Source organism: Geobacter psychrophilus, from assembly GCF_056821595.1.
In genome coordinates this window covers 1-17,292 of record NZ_JBXDTU010000003.1, presented here as the reverse complement: position 1 = coordinate 17,292, position 17,292 = coordinate 1, and the positions used below count along the sequence as shown (strand labels likewise).

Here is a 17,292-nt window from a genome sequence, read left to right as displayed (position 1 = left end):
ACATGAGAGCTGAATGTCTGATTAAGGATCGAATAAATTTCATGATTAAATGTTCCAATATTCGCACGACCAGCTGTGCTGGGCCAAAATATTAAATGATAAAAAAAGGTTACGACTACCTCAACAAAACAAGCCCATCAGCTTGGATCTTTGGCGATCCTAGCGTGACAGCAGCGGAGACAGCTCCGGGAAAAACCAGCCGGCGGCATGGATCGGGAAACCTATTCTGACTTCACCTTTCGGTGTATCGGAAACCAGCAACCCCTCGGCCAGCAGCTGGGCCAGCAGGTTTCTGCCGGTCCGTTCCTTCAGGCCGGATGCCTCGATAACCGCGCCCCGGGGCGCTTCGCCCAGCAGCAGTACCTCTTGCAGCATCCTGGCCGCTTCCGGCCGGAGGTTGTCCATGCCTGGCGGATTAGGGATCATGGCGGTGCCGCGCAGCTGCACGTAGCCTCTGACCCGCTCTACCATGCTGTCAAGCTTCAGCATGTCGCCCATGTACTCCACCTGATCGAGGCAGACTTTCAGGAAAAACTGGCAAAACTTGATCAGCCCTTCGCTGGACAGACTGCCTCTGCCGTCCAGGTCGTTCCGGCGTGGCGTATCGGCCCAGGCCAGGGTTGCCTTGTAATCGGCATTCCTGAGGGCAAGACCGCGGCTGAGGGACCAGAGGCCGAAGCCGTGGACCGGAATCCTATGCAGATAGGCATCGGTAAATAGACGAACCACTCTGCCGTTGCCGTCCAGAAAAGGATGTATCCACAGCAGCCGGTGATGGGCCGCTGCCGCTGCCACCAGCTTGGCGGCGCCATGGTGCCTTTCGGGAGCGTATGTCCCGGCGAAGCGTACCAGAAGACCTTCCAGGCGGTCCTGCCCCGGAGGCTCATGCTGTCCGACCTTGACCGGTTCCGTACGCAGCTCGCCCGGCACCACCCGGCTTTCCCGTCCGGTCTCCGGATTCGTCATGACCCGAAACTCTTCCGGCACCAGCTTGAAAAACTCCCGGTGCAGCGAGCAAAGAAACTCCTGGCCGGCAATGTTGAGGGTCGGTTCCGCATGCAGCCACGTTTCCATCTGCCGCTGGACCATGATATGGGCAACGCTTTCCAGTTGCAGGTTGCGCTTGGCCGGTTCAGCGTCGTACTGCTGCTGCATGGCCCGGACGATGTCGCAGGGATGGGTGTTGTGTCCCTCGATCAGGTTGGAGTAGTAGCTGTTGATGATGCACAACAGCTCGCGCAAGGCGTGCAAGGTAAGCGGGTGCTGCCTGGTCCCGAGAGAGGCCGAGCGCTGGATAACCTCCAGAGCCAGGTCTTTGAGGTCGTCGATCCGCTCCGGAAGCAGCGGTGTCATCTGGCTGGTTATATCGGGCATAATGGAGTTCCTTTGCCAATCATCTTGCCGGTAACATGTATTTGCATAATACAGCAATAGCTCTGAATTACAAATTATATTATTTCTGCTGATGTTTTTTTGCCGATTATGTTGCCGATTATATGCAGCGCGGTGCGAAAGGAGCTTGCGTAAGATGGGGATGGGTGGGCTGTTGGCAACAACGGATACTGAGGATCAGGTGTCAATCGGCTTTCTATCGACGAGCAGCGATGCCGTGACCGCCAGCGCCAGACAGGTAAAAATAACCATCAGCGAAACCTGAATCGGGATATGAACCCCCATGGCCGTTGCGATCATCTTGCCGCCGACAAAGGCCAGAATGGCTGATATCCCCATGTGCAGATAGACAAACATCCCAATGATACTGGCCAGCAGGAAATAGAGCGCCCGCAGTCCCATGATCGCGAAGATATTGGAGGTAAAGACGATGAACGGGTCAAGTGTCACGGCAAAGATGGCCGGAATCGAATCGATGGCGAACAGCACGTCGCTGCTTTCCACCATGACCAGCGCCAAAAACAGGGGGCTGGCTACCAGCAGACCTTTGCGGCGCTTGAAGAACCAGTCTCCCCGGACCCGTTTTGTGAAGGGAAACAGCCGCCGGGCCACCCTGACAAGCAGATTCTTGTCAGGGTGAACTTCCTCCTGCCCCCCAAAGGCCATCTTCCAGGCGGTAAAGAGCAACAGCGCGCCGAACAGGTAGAACATCCAGTGGAAGGTTGTCAGAAGTTCTATACCGGTAAAGATGAACAGCGCCCGCAGAACCAGTGCCCCGATAATGCCCCATTTGAGGATGCGGGCCTGGTGCTCGCCACGAATCTTGAAGTAGCTGAAGATCATGATGAAGACAAACAGGTTGTCGACCGACAGCGACTTTTCAATTACATAGCCGGTGAAGAACTCAAGCGCCTTGGTTTGACCAAGAAACAGATAGATGCCGACATTGAACACCAGTGCCAGTGAAACCCAGACCGTGCTCCAGATCAGCGCCTGGCGAAATGGCACCTCATGTGCTTTCCGGTTCATCCCCAGATCAACCGCCAGCATGACTACCATCAGCAGTCCAAAGGCGACCCACATTATTGATTGCTCTGACATCAGTTTCCGTCCATCATGCGTTCAAGGCGCTCTTTTACCGAGTTTTATCGTTCATCCAATCAGTCAAACAGCTCTTGCAGAAACGATTTTTTCTTGTATGGCTTATGCCCATGGGAATACCCGTGACCATGGCCGGGAGCATAGACGTTTGGCTGTGGCGCATGTTGAGTTTGCCTGGGTGGTGACATCTCTTGTGGAGCAGAACGTTCTATAATCTTGTCGATCTCACCCCGGTCAAGCCATACGCCACGACATTGCGGACAGTAATCAATTTCGACTCCCTGACGGTCTGACATGACAAGGTTGACAGTAGTACATACGGGACAGTTCATAATGTTTGTTCTCCTTTTTTAACGTTATGTTCATCACCTTTCGGTGGAATCTTTCAAATATGGCTGATGTAGCTTGACCGGTGTGCCGCGCCTGAGCCTGAGATTGAACAACTCGACCATAACCGAGAAAGCCATGGCAAAGTAGATGTATCCCTTGGGTATATGCATGTCAAAACCATCACCGATGAGAGCCATCCCGATCAGGAGCAGAAAGCTGAGCGCAAGCATCTTGATGGTCGGATGCTTATCGACAAAGGCGCTGATTTTGCCTGAGAAAAGCATCATGAATATGACGGCAATGACAACCGCTGTAACCATCACAGCCAGTTGGCTTGCCATCCCCAGGGCAGTTATGATCGAATCAAGGGAAAAGACAATATCCAGAAGAAGAATCTGCACAATGACTGCGCCAAAGGTTGCCCCAACGCGAGCGGAGGAGATGGCCTCTTCGCCTTCAAGCTTCTCATGGATCTCCATAGTGCTCTTCCAGAGCAAAAAGAGCCCGCCACTAATGAGGATCAGATCGCGACCGGAAATCTCGTTGCCCATAACGGTGAACAGCGGTGCGGTGAGCCCCATCAGCCAGGTTAGGGAGAAAAGCAGTGCCACTCGGATAAACATTGCCAATCCAAGGCCGATCAGCCGGGCCTTCTCCTGCTGATGCACAGGGAGCTTGCTGGCCTGAATGGAGATAAAGATAATATTGTCAATGCCCAGGACAATTTCCAGGGCAGTCAGAGTTACCAGTGCCATCCAGACCTGCGGATTTGTCAACCATTCCATTTGTAAATCCTCTTATGTTCAGTGCGTGTTCAACAGCCTAATCCATGCACAGTTTGCGCTGCCTGGCTCTCCACAGATCAATTGCTTCCCGCATTATTTCGGAAATGCTTTTGGATGTCGTCTTTGTCAGTTTTTCCAACGTTTTTTTCTCATCATCGTTGATGCGCAGTGAAATGACATTTTGTACCACTTCAGTTTCTTTCCGTTTCTTTCGGGATGCTTTTGATTCCCTGGTAAAAAACTTTCTGGTGTAAGACATGGTTTCCTCCTGTTTAGTGTGCCGAGACTGTGTTGATCCGGCGGTTAGGGTTAACGTCAGAGTGTTCGCGTGGCCAGTGATTCGAGTCGTGCAATACGCTCTTCCATAGGGGGATGGGTCGAGAAGAGCGACATCATGCCGCCGCCGGTCAGCGGGTTGACTATAAACATATGGGCCGTCGCAGGTCGGGCATCCTGCATCGGTATGGCCTGGGAAGCGTTGTGCAGCTTGCGCAGAGCGCCGGCCAGGGCAAGGGGCCGACCGCAGATCCCCGCGCCGGATTCATCCGCCAGATATTCACGGGAGCGTGACACCGCCATCTGAATCAGCATTGCGGCAATCGGTGCAATGATTGCCATGGCCAGCGAGCCGACCATGCGGCCGATTCCGCCCCCTTCTTCATTATCACCGCGTCCGACGCCGAACATTGCCCCCCATTGCAGCATGCTGCCGATCATGGAGATAGCTCCGGCAAAGGTAGCGGCAATGGTAGAGATCAGGATGTCGCGATTTTTGACATGAGCCAGTTCATGGGCCATGACCCCTTCCAATTCTTCCGGTGTGAGGATACGAAGAATCCCCTCGGTGGCCGCAACAGCGGCGTTCTGTGGATTGCGGCCGGTGGCGAAGGCATTTGGGCTCTGGTCGGGGATGATGTAGACTTTCGGCATCGGCAGGCCGGCGCGATCGGCCAGACGCCTCACCATGCCGTAGAAGGCAGCGTGGTCCTGTTCGCCAATCTCTTGTGCCCCGTACATCCTGAGCACGATCTTGTCGGAAAACCAGTAGGAGAAGAAGTTCATGGCGGCGGCCATGAAGAAGGCGAAGACCATACCTGTCTTGCCGCCGATGGCGCTCCCCATGAGGACCATCAGCACGGTGAGAAGAGAAAGAAGAAGGGTTGTCTTGAGTCGATTCATTGTTATTACCTCCGACGATTTGACCAAAAAAATCTTGGCTGTTTTTCGCCGGGGGTAATAAAAAAAACCTTTACCCCCGGCATGATTGCCTGGATAAAGGTCTTGTTTACAGGATACTGTCCCAGCTCCGGGTCTTTCGACCGTATTGACGGAAAACTGGGTCGGCCTTTTCTCTGGCCGATAACTACTCCCCTTTATACTTGAGCAGATGATAAGTATTCAATACGCTGATGTCAAGAGGTTTCTCTGCGAGGTGTCGCTGCGTGGAGTTTCTGTGCGATGTTACATTTGGCTGGTGACCAACAGGGAAGTGACCGTTGAAAAACTGATCGAGGTACGTGAAAAGCTGTTCCGCGAGCTTCCAGAATAGGGCATCCGACTCTCTGTGTATGTTGCCTACTGATCTACTTACTGATTGTCTGGTTGTTTGGTTGCCAGTATTTCCAGAAGAAGAGCTTCCCACTTCTGGAGAGCGTCTTTTTTCTCTTCATCATAGCGATATTTGTTATAAACCCCAACGACACCAGGTTTCTCTTTCATTATCCCCCTCCCCCGAGTCGGGGGAGGGGAAAGGGGGGCTATTATCTTTCTTCCGTTTTTGAGTTGGCGGGTATCAAACGGTTACGTACGCCTTTCATTCCGTCGAATGTGGACTGGGCAACTTCTTCATGAAAAGTTGCTGGCAACATTCCTTTCACGTTCTCAATAACAAAATCCATCTTCTCAAGCAACTCCTTGATAATGGACTCCATCTCATCTACCGGAAACCCGCAGACACGTGCTGTAGACAGCCAATGACGGAGTTGTATTTTTTCCCACTGATAATGGGTGCTTTTGCCTCTGACAGCCATTGCCATCTTCATTTTCTGTGATTCAACCTGTCTCTTTGCTACAAGGGGATACGCAGACATGACATCATAGATGGGAGCAAGCTGAAAGCTGCCGCCTGGCAGCAGGAAGATGCTGAAGTTCTTTGCATGACCATCAATGGCGCCGAGTAACCAGAACAGCACCTGGGTCTTGAGAAACAAGCTCCGATCCGCCAGTGCATTGGCCGATCCCAGAAGCAGGGTCATGATACGCTCAACTCCCGGGCCGCCATCACTTTCATATTTCAAGGCCGGTGATATGTTCAGCGCCTGGCACATATCTTCCTGTGGCAAACGGATCAACCAGGAGCGGTCATCGGCCCACCTTCGATCAAATCGCTCTACCACCAGAACCTTTACGTCTTCGAATGTTGCTATCTCAGCGTTGGCAACCGGAATGCCGTAGGCTTTCAGGATCAGTTGGCACAACCATTCGTTTTCCACGCTGTCGGTCAGATCCATACCGCTGTGTGCGATTTTACCGATGGGGAGTTTGAATATGTGACTGGTCGGGGTAACGCCCAAGGGACGGTGCCATCTGTCATTCAATCGAAGCAGGGCGGTCTTTTCCTGTGCGCCGGCAATTGAGATGCGGAAGTCGTCATCACCTTTCATACCGAGCGGCATGGTGGCGTAGTTGCGCAACACCTCGGCAATCTGTGTATCGGTGAGTTCTTCGGCGTCAATGCGTCTCACATCAATGGTGGCGGCATCTTCCGGAAGTAGTTGCAGCGCCCCAACGCAATCCCGACCAACATGCCAGAGAAGATCAAAGCAGCGATTGCTCTTTGCCCCGAATCGGGCCTGAATTCTGCTGCGTATCGGTTGGCTGTCCGGCAGGAGGTTGTCAAAGAAGTTCTCCACCACATCACCGATGTAAACCTTTTGGCTGAGCGGCATGGAGAGTGATAACGGTCGTCTCAAATCAGAATGCAGCCATTCATCGCCGTACTCGAAACGAAGCTGGCCGACAGCGGTCCGAGTCAGACATCCTACGTTTTGACCATTCATAAAGAGGTGAAGATCGGCTGTATTCTTTGGTCGTGCCATTTACCAGGTATCTCCCGTGTTTTCTGAGGCAGGCTTCTGACGAGGCTGAATATTCAGTTCAAGGTCAAGGGCTGCGAGGAGTCGAAAAAGTGTGTTCAATTCAGTTCCCGGATTTCCTTTTTCAATTTTGGAAATAGTGTGCTGTTCCATGCCTACCGAATGCCCGACAGCTTTCTGCGACATTCCCTTGTGCTTACGTTCGGCCCGCAATGCCTGGCCAAGGGTTTCTGGAGAGCTGATTTTCTGGATCATTTCTGGCTCCTGCTGCAATTCGGGAATAACAATCTTCCTGAACAAAAATATACCCTGAAAGACATAATGTCAAAATATATTCGTAACGACATAACCAGAGTTCATATTCCATCGAATATCAAACGTGTTACTTCTGGATGCCTGATTGATCTATTGATTGTTTGGGTGACAAGAGTTCAAGGAGGAGAGTTTCCCATTTCAGAAGGGCAGCTTTTTTCTCGTTATCATAGCGATACTTATTGTAGACACCAATAATCCCAGGCTTTGTATGATTCAGGATTTCTTCAGCATGTTCATCAGATACTCCAACTCTTGGCATATTGGTACGAGCGGTACGCCGGAGATCGTGAGGAGACCAAGGCGTCATTCCAAAATATGGAGCTTTGCTTGCATTGATTATATTGGCACCAACTACCTTCCCAATTGAATCGGCCAAGTACCCTCTACTGATTGCCCGACCAATTGTATTGACAGCGATATGTCCAGTGCTTCCCTTCTCTGATGGGAAAATGTGTCCTTTTCTGGTGCCTATAAGGGAAAGAGCGGTATCTGTCAGATAGACTCGATGCTCCCTGCCGTTTTTTGCAACCTTTGCAGGAATTGTCCACCATCTATCATTAATTTGGTCGCTGTGCATCTGCGCAACTTCACCAGAGCGTTGTGCTGTAACGAGAATCATTTTGAGAGCACGTTTCACAGAATCAGATGAAGGCGATTTTGAAATTGCATTCCATACTTGAGGAACCTCGATGTCATCCAGGACTCGATCACAAACATTTGCTATGGCCTTCGGAACTGCTTTTGTGATCTGCAGAAAGGGTTGAGTTTCAACCCATTCCCGAAGTAATGCATATTCAAAAATTTGCCTACCCGCTTTAAGGACATTCCCTGATTGCCCTGGCGCACGTGCCGCGACATCTTGTATAAGAGCAATGGCATCCCTACGGCGAATTTCAGTAATGGGTTTTTTGCCCATGACCGAAATTATTCCGCTTTTTACGGTGTAGAGAAAATTTCTTTGAGTCTGGAGACCATGGTTTTCTTTTGAATACTTTACATAGTAGACTGCGGCGAGTTGTTCAACTGTTGCCGGAATGAAATCTTCAGGAATACCTTCGTCCATGAGGAGTTCGAAGGTGTTTTTTTCAAGTGCGGCAGTTGATTGGGCGAGTTCTTCAGCTTTTCTGCGAGACTCCTCCAAGGCAGCTTTCTTATCTTCACGGGGATCAACACCACTCTTGACGAGATTGTAGGCGTCGTTATAAGCTTTCCTGGCATCGCTCAAAGACATCCCAGGGTAGTTGCCTATTTTCATATACCCTTTTTGTTTGTTGAGCTCGAAAATAAACAGAAATGACTTTATTCCTGACGGCAGGATTTGAAGTGCAAAACCTCGACCTTCCCTGACTGTGAATTTTTTCGCTTGAGGCTTGATCGAGGCAAGATATCGATCTGTAAATTGCTTCATCTCAGGTCCTTTTTTTGTAATTACCGTGCATCCGTTTTTGCATCCGTTTTGCTCTTCGCTACCATCATTTTGCATCCGTTTTTAGCGTCGTGCATCCGTTTTGCATCCGTTTTACAGTTGGCAACAATTTAAAAATCAGGAATCACCTAGAGACATATTTAGCAAATTAGTTTAGCAATGTCAATTATTTATAAAATCCAGTTGAGACACGGGGAAACATTTTGAAACATTTTGGGCAGGAAATCGTCTACATTGCCAGGATGCATCCCTCTATCAAGGATCAATGCTTCGGTATACCACACTTTGCAAACATATAGATTTTCGCCTTCCGCTGAAACACCACCTACAAGAGCCCCTTCGAAATTTTTCTTTGGTCTATCCCAAGAACCTTTTCCAGTAGCAACCTCATATTCATCCTTTTCAATTTCCTTACCCCCAAAAGGAACATTGCATCTGCCAGAGATTAGTTTCCCTGGATGAACTCCTCCGCTATGATTTGCGCGGCATACATATAACGGAGCCCCATCGTTACGACAAAATAAGCAATGGTCTCTCCCAACAAACAAGGCATCTTGGGGTAGCGGGTCTCCTTTTTTTGCAGGAATCCATTTTACTTCTGCTTGCGCAATACTTACCAAAAATGACGAAATCAACAGAATCACGCTTGTAATACGAATAATTGTCTTCATACAAACCTCCTGATAATTTAATTGATAGCCTCTATATCTATATTGCGTCATGTTTGGTTGCGGTCAAGCATCGGCTGACGTTTTTTAGTGGTAAGACTGTCTGAGGGGCCTTTGTATGATTCCTACTTGACTATCCGTGCAGGATCGACATGATTTTATCTACCGTGGTGGCCCCCATCCCCTTCATCTGGAGCCATTCTTCACGAGTTGCATTCAGAGCTTTGCCAACCGTGCCGAAGTGGGTGAGAATGTCACGGGCCTTCTTGCCGCCGCAACCAGGCAACCCTTCAAGCACATAGAGTTTGGAGGTGATCCCGTCCTTCGGTTTCTGGACACGCAATGGAGGAATATAGCCGAGGCCTTTCTGGCAGTGTCGACCCATAGTGGCGACGAGGTTTGCCGTCTCCTGGGCGTTGGCTGAAGGGATGAGAGAGGCTCCAGCTATTACCGACAGATAACTCAACGCCCCATATATGGATTCCTTGGAGAAGCCGTGTTCCGTGTCATGGACATCGCCTTCGATGATATAGACCACTCTCTCGTAGGATTCGGTCATAAGCTGTAACTGTGGGAAAAATCGGCCATCGAGAATACTTGAAAACAGGTCAACATTGCGCTTGCGCTCCACGATGCAATTTTCCCCGACGAGATAATCGCCACTGTCGAGCGTTCGAACTTCAATTTCGTACCCTGGCATGGACTGGAGTAGTTTGATGATGCCTGACCGTGTTTCCGTTCCATCTGCGATGATTTTGATTGGTGTGTTGTCGACCATAATGTCTCCTTCTGCTCTTATTGTTTTTTGAGGTCAACTTTTACACCTATTGAGAAACCTGCAATAGCCATTGCCCTGTAAGGATATGGTTCAGGTTTTGGTTTATCGGTTACCAGCGGGGTTGTGAGGCTGTTTATTTGTCCTTTGGACTCCCACCTCTCACGTTTGACAGCTTTAGCGCAGGTGGATAAGTAATTGACCGTCACTGAGACCCGGCGAAAGTTGTAGAACCTTATCCTACAGTCATTTTCATGGAGGGCACATGTCGAGAACAAACAAATATCATTTTCAGAAGAAATTCTGATTTCTATGATCTTCGCACCGGACATAATTTTATTTGGTTCTGAAAAATGTGTCACAGCCATTTCGATGTACAGAACCGCCCCATTATCATTGAACAATAATATGTCAGGGGTAAACTCCCCGTCCTTTACTTCGATACCGATATTTTTGAAATACCGTGTCAGGTCTATCTGTTTGGCGGAAGGTTCGTGCCCCGAGCCCAAACTGCATCCCTCCTTACAGCCGATACAATTCCTATGAACTAAGCTTTCTATCCAGAAGGGATGTTTATTCGCCAGGCACTCCACATAGGTTTGGTAAAAAGTGAGTTTTGCAAGTTTGTGAAGATAGGTCTCGGTTGAGCAATTTACTTGTGATTTGTGTCTAAAGTGCTTTTGTCGAACTTGCCCAAGGATGGGCAGCAATGAGTTACCACAAGAGATGCACTGGAATTCTCCGCCTTTGGCGACCTGTTCAGAGCCAATCTCTACAACCGTCTGGTTGTTATCAAGTGCATACCTGTATTTAATCAAGTTGCCCGCCGTATCTGTCCCTATCTCCCCTTCCGGGCATAAAATGGTTTCGTGGGGAACTGGTAGATACGCGCCATCGGCTTTGACGCCTTCTGCAGCACCTCTTGTGGGGTGGGTTGAGCGGGGTTGAGTTGGATGGAGTCGGCCAGCATGAATATCTCGTAGTCGGTCGGCCGGCGGTCGTCGTACCGCACGCCATAGCGCTCGCTGCGGTGGGTGAACCCGTAGAGGATGAAGTCTTCCGGATCCTTCGGGTTGTAGGCGATCCCAAGGAACGGGTTAACGTGGGTGTACCTGGTGTTGTGGAATTGACGGTACGCCTCGGTGAGGTAATGGCTGTCCTTGAAGTAGCTCACTCCCCAATTTGGAAGCTGCTCGATCGGCACGAGGACCCGCTTGAACGTGAGCCCCAGTATGACTGGATAGTTGACGTTGGAAGCGGCGGCGATCTCCCTTGCAGTGCCAGCAGCGTTGACAGTGAAGAGGGCTATCTCCGGGTCAAGGCTTTTTAACTCTTGATATATTGTATCAGTATAGCGCCGGGGCTCCCTCTGCTTGATCTTGTACCATGAGGTGAACTCGCTGGTGGGTTGGCATTTGAACGTCCCGTCCTTCCATGACTTCCTGAAGGTAGTCTCGGGGCCGATAACAATGCTCCGGTCAACCCCTTGGCAAGCGACCACATAGAACTGTCCCATGAATCGAATGACCACCACCACATCACGGGAGAGTTTCAGCGCTTCGGAAGTGTTGATGGCATCGGCAATGCTTTCAAATCCGGCATAGGGTTTGAGGTTCATATGCTTCCTCCTGCTGGGCCTTCGTGTCTCATTTCACACGGGGGATAAACATAGGCATCTTGCTGGACATCTTCTTTGCAAAGTCAGGCATGGCCAGACAGTCGTTCCCGGTCAGTCCATTAACGTTCTTGACCGAAAAGTCGGCGCCGGCCTCCCGTGCCAGTTGGACCATCTGAGGAACTATGGACGTCCCGGCAAAATGGGCTATGTTAAATTTATCATGATTCTGGATATTGGGGTTGGCGCCTGATCCAAACAGCATCTTGGTGATGGAGACGTTACCGCGGCGCACGGCCTCCATCAAGGGGGTCCAGCCTTCGTTATCCTGCTGGTCAATTTTCGCCCCGTGGTCGAGAAGCCAGACTGCAAGGTTGATGTCCCCGTGAGCAACTGCATAGAAGATCGGGGTCCATCCGTTGGGTCCGATGGAGTTAACCAGGGTCGGGTCGGCTTCAAGCATCCTCATGCTATGGTGGATGTTATGGTCCTGCAGCGCCAGGAAGAGTTCGGGGCAGGCAAGATGCTGCGGTGTGGAAATATCTTTCTTAGCCGCGGCCACTTTATCATGGTGAGATTTGAAGGCCTGACTCATTTTCTCAGGGGTGATGCCTTTCAGATATTCGATCGCTTCTGGAATGTTGTCGAGCACTTCGTCGTCTAATCTTTCGCGAGCGGACCTCTGGATGTGTTCTTGCGACACCTGCCGCTTAACTTTGGCGGCCCAGCGGGCATGCTCGAAACGTGGAGCTGATTCAGGAGGAATTTCAGAGAGGAGTTGTTTTTCTAACATACTCCGGCCGATGAGTTCGATAACGAATTGGTCACCAACGGCTTCTTTAATTGTATAAATGTCGCCTGAAGACGGGTCTACGATAATGTTGTCGGAGGCATGTATGGCGGAGATTTCTCCACCCGCTTCGTCATGTATGGTCACTCTTTCGCCCAGTTCCCACTCAGCGTCGTATGTCCCGGTCGCGATACTGTGGCCGCCGGCCTTGGCCACCAGATCCAGGTCATCGAGCAGTTGGGTGTCAATGACGAAACCTTCCGGCACCGGGAGGGGCAGAAGTTCCCATATCTCACTGCCCCATCGAGAGAAGCCTGCTTCGTCACCGGGGACACTGATTTGGAATTTGTTATGCAGGACCTTGGGACCGGGGGTGTAACCCATTGCCTGCAGATACCGCAGGTCGGTGTCGTATTCGTCCTTCGCAAAAGCGGTGACCATAATCGGTTTACCGGATGAGACGATCGGGTCGAGTGCTTTTGTCCATTCGTCCCGGTGCATTTCGAGGCCTGGCTGGAACATAACAAGCAGGTCGAAGTCGGCAAGATTAATGGGACTGTTTTCAAGCGGTCTCTTGATTATTGTCGATGGTTGGAATCGGAGAGAGACGTCCGGGAAGAATGATGACTTTAATTTGAGGTGGTTGGCTTCCGGGCCAATCGAGGTTACTTCAACCGGGAACGTCTTCCCAACCATCTCGGCAATGCACGGGTACCAACATCCATTATCTATGAGGTCAATATCCGCAGCGCCGATATTCAGGATCCGCAACCTCTTGACGTCGAGCAGCTGCGGCGCAAAGTGGATGATGAATTTTGCGATCGCGGCCGACCCGGCCAGGTTGCCTTCAAGACGGTCTCTTTTACCGGATTTGATGAACGAGAATCGAGGTGATTCTTCAAGTTCCCTTAACAGGTATTTCCATGCCTGGCAGCGTTCGATCATGGGTGTGTTCATAATCCCTCCTTGTTGTTCCTAAACGGAAGACCAGAAATCGCGGCAACTTGTCCCCGTATTAGTCAGAAATTTTTGTTCATAACACACTCCTCAACCGTTTACCACAGCGTATAAAGTGAATTTTACAGCGAGAATTCAACCTCTATCACAAGGATACGTCTGCCTGAGATCGCCTCTATTCACTGAATTTATTCAAATCCTGTAGTGCTCTGTGCTGGTGCCTGAGCTTTTCAAGACTAATGGTTATCGCAGCATATCGTTCAACAGGTTCCATTTCTCGCAAGATCCGGTCGGTTTCAAGCATAAAGGCTCTTGTTTCTGGCAGAAAGCGTGACGGGTCGAATTTCTGCGGGATTTCTGGCAACTCCATATCCCACCAGTTGTCGACGAGATCGTATTTCTCCGCAACCGACTTGAGGAGTCTTTTGCCGGGTTTTCTGACTCCTCTGACATACAGCGAAATGGATGTCGGGCTTATCCCTAAATCGGCCGCGAATGCGGTCTGGTTGATCCCAAGAAAGGATAAGAGATGAGGGAATTGATTCCGGGGAGGCCAATTATTTTCATCCAGTGATTTCACATGACTCTCCTAAAAGCATGTTCGTCAAGCAGAGCCGCAGGTTGCCACCGTTTGGAGGCACTGGTTGGCTTATCCTGTTTTTTTGGCAAATGGGTTGTCATATATCAGCGGCAGGACTTCGCGAAGATGCAGCCGGCGAAGTGCACTGGTCATCATGCTCCACTCCCCGGCCAGGTCTCTTTGGGAAAAATGAAAGTCTGCTCCGGAAAAGCTGAAGCAATTACCCTTGGGGCCAACCACCTGTGTGGCCTTCCCACGTTCATTGACCCAGATCAGCCCCCACCGTGCCGGCAGGTCCTCGGGCTTGATAACACCAGACGGCGAGAGGTAGAAGCGATACGCCCCGACCCCCGATTCGGACCGCTTGCGAAAGGCCTTCTTGGCATCGGCGAGGAAATCAGCACGGGAGGCTTTGCACTCGACCAGGATCGAGCCATGCTCATACCCACTGCCCGGCTTAAACCCGATGGCGTCAGGTATCTCCGGCGAGCCGACATGATGAAGCTCTCGAAAAACAAAGCCGCACCCCTTGGATTTAAGCAGCCAACGCTCGGCGATGACAACCAAATCGGCATGGGTCACGATTCAACCTCGGGGTCATTGTTGGCTTCCAGCAGCGATTCCATAAAAATTTCATTCCAGCGGTGCGCCTGTTTCAGCAAGGTGGAGCAGATGTAGTAGATTGCGAGACTAGGAGAAAACCAGAGCATGCTTATGAACACGCCGGCCAGCGTTATCGGTCGATGAAGCTTGTAAGCACCGATCAGGCCGAACGTCACGAGAAATGCCGCAAAGGTGAACGCCAGGTAGGCGAAAACCAGCAGGGCGTCATGCCTTCGGGTCAATGATATTTCCACGTTTATGTCAGACCCGTACGCTTTTGGGATGATCTCACCCTTGACGTGTGACGGTTGCAACAGATACTTGAGGTCAAAGGACGTCGGTCCGACAAATCCAGAATATTGAGGCATGGTCTCTTTCGGAGTCCCGTCTTCAACGAACGCCTCCAAACGTTTCGTGAATTCCTCTGGTGTAAGACATGACTCCAGGCAAATCTTCTCATGTCGGAACAAGCTCATGATGAGACCTCCGCAATGATGTAGCGATCAGTTCCGACTTGGGTCAGGACCTTGGATGCTGCCATCTTTTTCACAAATGAAGGAGATACGCTGCCAGCTCCCGAGAACTGGCCATCAGGAAACTGAGGGAAAAACCTTCTCAGCTTCGGGGGGCGGTAAAGGGTCGCGCCGGCCTTTAATACCTGCAGGACTTGTGGCCAATCTTCCTCGTCCCTGGGTGGCGCTGAAAATGTCGATTGAACATCCTTATCGTTTCCCACAAAAACCTCCATCTGTTGCAAATCGATTTGTTACTTGAACATCCTGGCCACATCACCAAAGACGATCAGCGCCACCAACGCGAGTACAAATGCCGCACTGAGGTTCGTGATGGCCCCGCGCACTCTTTCAGGGAGGGGCCGTCCTATTGCGACCTCGTAAAGATTGAAGACGACTGCACCCCCATCCAGCACAGGCAACGGGAGCAGGTTAAGCACAAAGAGGTTGGCGGATAGGAATGCCATGAACATCAGCATTGCAGCTGCCCCCATTTTGCTTCGTTCTGCTCCGACCTGAGCAATCATGATCGGGCCGCCGAGTTGGCCGACGTTACCGAACATGTGGAAAAAGGAATCCGCAGCCAGGCTCACGTCTGTCGTTGACATGGCAAAGGCCTTCGGGAGGACATGGGCAAGGGGGATTTGTTCTTTGGCGATCTCGCCTGCAGCCTTGACTCCGATTACCCAGCGTCCGTTTGACTTCATCGGGGCGATCCTGGTTGTGTCTTCCATCCCGTCTCGGGAAAAAACGATAAATGTTTGCGCTCCATTCGAAGAGGCAAACCCATTCAGCATGTCTTCCCAGTAGGGGGTCGCTTTGCCGGCGACGGAAAGGATCCGGTCCCCTGCTCTCAGGTTGGAAGCCGCTGCCGGCGTGCCGGGAAACACAGAGCCTATAAGAGTGGTCTGGTGTGGGATGCCGGTTGAGGTGATCAGGAGATACGCCAGCAGGGTAAATAGAATGTTCATCCCGGGTCCGGCAAGAGAGATGGCAATCCGCGCCAAGGGTGTCGCTTTGGCGAGGGGTTTGCCAGGGGGCCCCTCCCCTTCGAATTCCACTTCGAGCATCTTCACATAACCGCCAAGCGGGAACAGGGACAGGGAGTACGCCGTACCGCCGTATTCCCTCGTGAACAGCTTCGGCCCAAACCCCAGAGAGAAGTCGGTGACAGCGACCCCCAGCAGTCTGGCGACCAGGAAGTGCCCCAGTTCATGGATCAGGACAAGAAAGCTTATGGCGGCGATGGAGATCAGAATTGTCATGGTTTACTCTTTTTGTTTCGTCTTCTCGTAAACGCCCATCATGGCAGCTGATATTTCACCCTGAAGGACTGGAAGCACCTCTGCCTGCATTGCAGGCATCTTGCGCATGACCTCTTTGCCGTCGGGAGACGCATAGAATTTGGCCAGGGAATTGATCTCGCTGGTGGTGAAGTGCTTCTTCATGCTCGCGATCATTGCGTCAGCGATCTTCTTCCTGTCCACGGCCTTGAAGGTGTCCTCAATGGTCTGCTTGGAATCCGGTGGGACCATCTTGAGGAACCCGGTCATCGCATCATTGAGCATGGCGTCTATCGGCGCCGCCTTGAGATACTGCTTGATAGCAGCGTCTTTTGCCCTGTCGGCCTTATCTGACTGGTTGCCCTGCTCTGCCCAGGCAAAAGAGTTCAGTACCGCCACCACCGTCATAACCACTGCCAACACCAATCGCTTTTTCATGTTTTCTCCCGGTCATTTTATGCGGCTTTTTGCAGCCGGCTCTTTCTCTCTCTAATCAACGCCTGATGCTCGATCTGTCCAAATTCGAAGAGCGCCATTTTGCCGCCAGTGGCTACCAGGGACATGGTGACCGTGCTCCGGTCTTTCCCTCCCTTGTATTCGTTGTAGGCTTTGAGCGCCATTTCGTATGCAGGTTTCCTGGCCATGGGGCCTCCTTCTAGTCGAGAAACAAGTTGCCCTGCTCTGCACGACCAAAACGCCACTGTGGGACAAGCCTTTCGGACCGGTCTAAGTCGAGGCGCATTTCAATGTCAGGGCGGAGACTGCTTAACAGCTTCGACGCCAGGCCGGAGTGGCAGGCAAAAACCCCCAGTTCCTTCACCTGAGCCTTGGTCGACTTGCTGTATGGGCACCAGCAACAGAGGATCACGTCCTTATCGGGGGCCAATGAATCGGCAAAATGCTTGATCTCGTCAATCCGGGTGCCGAAGGCCCTCATGAGCTCGTCCCCGAATACTTCCAGTCCATCATAGAAGTCGTGTGGGTCGAGGCTGCGCAAGTAGTTTTTAGTTCTTATGTCCGCCAGGTCGTCTGTAACCGGTGCGAAGAACAGAAGCTCGGGATAGT

Annotated in this window: 23 protein-coding genes; all 23 read right to left on the bottom strand. The window is 51.3% G+C overall.

Going from position 1 to position 17,292, the window contains the following annotated elements:
* Window positions 1-159: 159 nt before the first annotated feature.
* Window positions 160-1,374: a Fic family protein gene (locus tag ACOCF6_RS00730; RefSeq protein ID WP_482458472.1), complete on the bottom strand. Its 1,215-nt coding sequence runs from the start codon at window positions 1,372-1,374 to the stop codon at window positions 160-162.
* Between the two features lie 195 nt (window positions 1,375-1,569).
* The gene (locus ACOCF6_RS00725) at window positions 1,570-2,493 is read right to left on the bottom strand and encodes a TerC family protein (RefSeq protein WP_482458471.1); all 924 of its coding nucleotides are present in this window, start codon (window positions 2,491-2,493) and stop codon (window positions 1,570-1,572) included.
* A 59-nt stretch (window positions 2,494-2,552) separates the two neighbouring features.
* Window positions 2,553-2,825, bottom strand: coding sequence for a TFIIB-type zinc ribbon-containing protein (locus ACOCF6_RS00720; RefSeq protein ID WP_482458470.1), 273 nt, complete (start codon window positions 2,823-2,825; stop codon window positions 2,553-2,555).
* 33 nt (window positions 2,826-2,858) lie between these two features.
* Window positions 2,859-3,608, bottom strand: a complete 750-nt coding sequence (locus ACOCF6_RS00715; RefSeq protein WP_482458469.1) for a TerC family protein — start codon at window positions 3,606-3,608, stop codon at window positions 2,859-2,861.
* A 37-nt stretch (window positions 3,609-3,645) separates the two neighbouring features.
* Window positions 3,646-3,867, bottom strand: coding sequence for a DUF6290 family protein (locus ACOCF6_RS00710; protein ID WP_482458468.1), 222 nt, complete (start codon window positions 3,865-3,867; stop codon window positions 3,646-3,648).
* A 56-nt stretch (window positions 3,868-3,923) separates the two neighbouring features.
* Complete coding sequence (gene htpX / locus ACOCF6_RS00705) at window positions 3,924-4,787, bottom strand: zinc metalloprotease HtpX (protein ID WP_482458467.1); 864 nt, start codon at window positions 4,785-4,787, stop codon at window positions 3,924-3,926.
* 408 nt (window positions 4,788-5,195) lie between these two features.
* On the bottom strand, window positions 5,196-5,327 hold the full coding sequence (locus tag ACOCF6_RS00700; RefSeq protein ID WP_482458466.1) for a hypothetical protein: 132 nt from the start codon (window positions 5,325-5,327) through the stop codon (window positions 5,196-5,198).
* A gap of 41 nt (window positions 5,328-5,368) precedes the next feature.
* On the bottom strand, window positions 5,369-6,706 hold the full coding sequence (locus ACOCF6_RS00695) for a type II toxin-antitoxin system HipA family toxin (protein WP_482458465.1): 1,338 nt from the start codon (window positions 6,704-6,706) through the stop codon (window positions 5,369-5,371).
* The gene (locus ACOCF6_RS00690; protein ID WP_482458464.1) at window positions 6,707-6,958 is read right to left on the bottom strand and encodes a helix-turn-helix domain-containing protein; all 252 of its coding nucleotides are present in this window, start codon (window positions 6,956-6,958) and stop codon (window positions 6,707-6,709) included.
* A 127-nt stretch (window positions 6,959-7,085) separates the two neighbouring features.
* Window positions 7,086-8,501 carry a tyrosine-type recombinase/integrase gene (locus ACOCF6_RS00685; protein WP_482458463.1) on the bottom strand — a complete coding sequence of 472 codons (1,416 nt, stop codon included), beginning with the start codon at window positions 8,499-8,501 and terminating at the stop codon, window positions 7,086-7,088.
* Between the two features lie 113 nt (window positions 8,502-8,614).
* Window positions 8,615-9,115, bottom strand: coding sequence for a DM9 repeat-containing protein (locus ACOCF6_RS00680; RefSeq protein ID WP_482458462.1), 501 nt, complete (start codon window positions 9,113-9,115; stop codon window positions 8,615-8,617).
* A gap of 130 nt (window positions 9,116-9,245) precedes the next feature.
* Window positions 9,246-9,890, bottom strand: a complete 645-nt coding sequence (locus tag ACOCF6_RS00675; RefSeq protein WP_482458461.1) for an ERCC4 domain-containing protein — start codon at window positions 9,888-9,890, stop codon at window positions 9,246-9,248.
* Window positions 9,891-9,907: 17 nt separating this feature from the next.
* Window positions 9,908-10,705: a competence protein CoiA family protein gene (locus tag ACOCF6_RS00670; protein ID WP_482458460.1), complete on the bottom strand. Its 798-nt coding sequence runs from the start codon at window positions 10,703-10,705 to the stop codon at window positions 9,908-9,910.
* A 20-nt stretch (window positions 10,706-10,725) separates the two neighbouring features.
* On the bottom strand, window positions 10,726-11,505 hold the full coding sequence (locus ACOCF6_RS00665; protein WP_482458459.1) for a hypothetical protein: 780 nt from the start codon (window positions 11,503-11,505) through the stop codon (window positions 10,726-10,728).
* Window positions 11,506-11,533: 28 nt separating this feature from the next.
* Window positions 11,534-13,249, bottom strand: a complete 1,716-nt coding sequence (locus ACOCF6_RS00660; RefSeq protein ID WP_482458458.1) for an ankyrin repeat domain-containing protein — start codon at window positions 13,247-13,249, stop codon at window positions 11,534-11,536.
* Window positions 13,250-13,424: 175 nt separating this feature from the next.
* On the bottom strand, window positions 13,425-13,829 hold the full coding sequence (locus ACOCF6_RS00655; RefSeq protein WP_482458457.1) for a helix-turn-helix domain-containing protein: 405 nt from the start codon (window positions 13,827-13,829) through the stop codon (window positions 13,425-13,427).
* 69 nt (window positions 13,830-13,898) lie between these two features.
* Window positions 13,899-14,411, bottom strand: coding sequence for a hypothetical protein (locus tag ACOCF6_RS00650; protein WP_482458456.1), 513 nt, complete (start codon window positions 14,409-14,411; stop codon window positions 13,899-13,901).
* A complete protein-coding gene (locus tag ACOCF6_RS00645) occupies window positions 14,408-14,908 on the bottom strand; it encodes a hypothetical protein (RefSeq protein WP_482458455.1) in 501 nt (166 codons plus the stop codon). Before ACOCF6_RS00645 ends, ACOCF6_RS00650 begins: the two co-directional genes overlap by 4 nt.
* Window positions 14,905-15,168 (bottom strand): hypothetical protein, encoded by a 264-nt coding sequence (locus tag ACOCF6_RS00640; RefSeq protein WP_482458454.1) that lies wholly within the window; start codon window positions 15,166-15,168, stop codon window positions 14,905-14,907. The genes ACOCF6_RS00645 and ACOCF6_RS00640 overlap by 4 nt, the downstream gene beginning before the upstream one ends.
* A 30-nt stretch (window positions 15,169-15,198) precedes the next feature.
* Window positions 15,199-16,209, bottom strand: a complete 1,011-nt coding sequence (locus ACOCF6_RS00635; RefSeq protein WP_482458453.1) for a M50 family metallopeptidase — start codon at window positions 16,207-16,209, stop codon at window positions 15,199-15,201.
* Window positions 16,210-16,212: 3 nt separating this feature from the next.
* Entirely contained in the window at window positions 16,213-16,665 is a 453-nt protein-coding gene (locus ACOCF6_RS00630; protein ID WP_482458452.1) for a DUF2059 domain-containing protein, read from the bottom strand.
* 17 nt (window positions 16,666-16,682) lie between these two features.
* Window positions 16,683-16,871: a hypothetical protein gene (locus ACOCF6_RS00625; RefSeq protein ID WP_482458451.1), complete on the bottom strand. Its 189-nt coding sequence runs from the start codon at window positions 16,869-16,871 to the stop codon at window positions 16,683-16,685.
* Between the two features lie 11 nt (window positions 16,872-16,882).
* A partial coding sequence (locus ACOCF6_RS00620; RefSeq protein WP_482458450.1) for a hypothetical protein occupies window positions 16,883-17,292 on the bottom strand: 410 nt, incomplete at its 5' end.

What these genes read in the sequence shown, in the direction of transcription:
- ACOCF6_RS00730 (WP_482458472.1), bottom strand. Translation starts at nt 1,374, where the DNA reads ATGCCCGATATAACCAGCCAGATGACACCGCTGCTTCCGGAGCGGATC.
- ACOCF6_RS00725 (WP_482458471.1), bottom strand. Translation starts at nt 2,493, where the DNA reads ATGTCAGAGCAATCAATAATGTGGGTCGCCTTTGGACTGCTGATGGTA.
- ACOCF6_RS00720 (WP_482458470.1), bottom strand. Translation starts at nt 2,825, where the DNA reads ATGAACTGTCCCGTATGTACTACTGTCAACCTTGTCATGTCAGACCGT.
- ACOCF6_RS00715 (WP_482458469.1), bottom strand. Translation starts at nt 3,608, where the DNA reads ATGGAATGGTTGACAAATCCGCAGGTCTGGATGGCACTGGTAACTCTG.
- ACOCF6_RS00710 (WP_482458468.1), bottom strand. Translation starts at nt 3,867, where the DNA reads ATGTCTTACACCAGAAAGTTTTTTACCAGGGAATCAAAAGCATCCCGA.
- htpX (WP_482458467.1), bottom strand. Translation starts at nt 4,787, where the DNA reads ATGAATCGACTCAAGACAACCCTTCTTCTTTCTCTTCTCACCGTGCTG.
- ACOCF6_RS00700 (WP_482458466.1), bottom strand. Translation starts at nt 5,327, where the DNA reads ATGAAAGAGAAACCTGGTGTCGTTGGGGTTTATAACAAATATCGCTAT.
- ACOCF6_RS00695 (WP_482458465.1), bottom strand. Translation starts at nt 6,706, where the DNA reads ATGGCACGACCAAAGAATACAGCCGATCTTCACCTCTTTATGAATGGT.
- ACOCF6_RS00690 (WP_482458464.1), bottom strand. Translation starts at nt 6,958, where the DNA reads ATGATCCAGAAAATCAGCTCTCCAGAAACCCTTGGCCAGGCATTGCGG.
- ACOCF6_RS00685 (WP_482458463.1), bottom strand. Translation starts at nt 8,501, where the DNA reads ATGCAAAATGATGGTAGCGAAGAGCAAAACGGATGCAAAAACGGATGC.
- ACOCF6_RS00680 (WP_482458462.1), bottom strand. Translation starts at nt 9,115, where the DNA reads ATGAAGACAATTATTCGTATTACAAGCGTGATTCTGTTGATTTCGTCA.
- ACOCF6_RS00675 (WP_482458461.1), bottom strand. Translation starts at nt 9,890, where the DNA reads ATGGTCGACAACACACCAATCAAAATCATCGCAGATGGAACGGAAACA.
- ACOCF6_RS00665 (WP_482458459.1), bottom strand. Translation starts at nt 11,505, where the DNA reads ATGAACCTCAAACCCTATGCCGGATTTGAAAGCATTGCCGATGCCATC.
- ACOCF6_RS00660 (WP_482458458.1), bottom strand. Translation starts at nt 13,249, where the DNA reads ATGAACACACCCATGATCGAACGCTGCCAGGCATGGAAATACCTGTTA.
- ACOCF6_RS00645 (WP_482458455.1), bottom strand. Translation starts at nt 14,908, where the DNA reads ATGAGCTTGTTCCGACATGAGAAGATTTGCCTGGAGTCATGTCTTACA.
- ACOCF6_RS00635 (WP_482458453.1), bottom strand. Translation starts at nt 16,209, where the DNA reads ATGACAATTCTGATCTCCATCGCCGCCATAAGCTTTCTTGTCCTGATC.
- ACOCF6_RS00630 (WP_482458452.1), bottom strand. Translation starts at nt 16,665, where the DNA reads ATGAAAAAGCGATTGGTGTTGGCAGTGGTTATGACGGTGGTGGCGGTA.
- ACOCF6_RS00625 (WP_482458451.1), bottom strand. Translation starts at nt 16,871, where the DNA reads ATGGCCAGGAAACCTGCATACGAAATGGCGCTCAAAGCCTACAACGAA.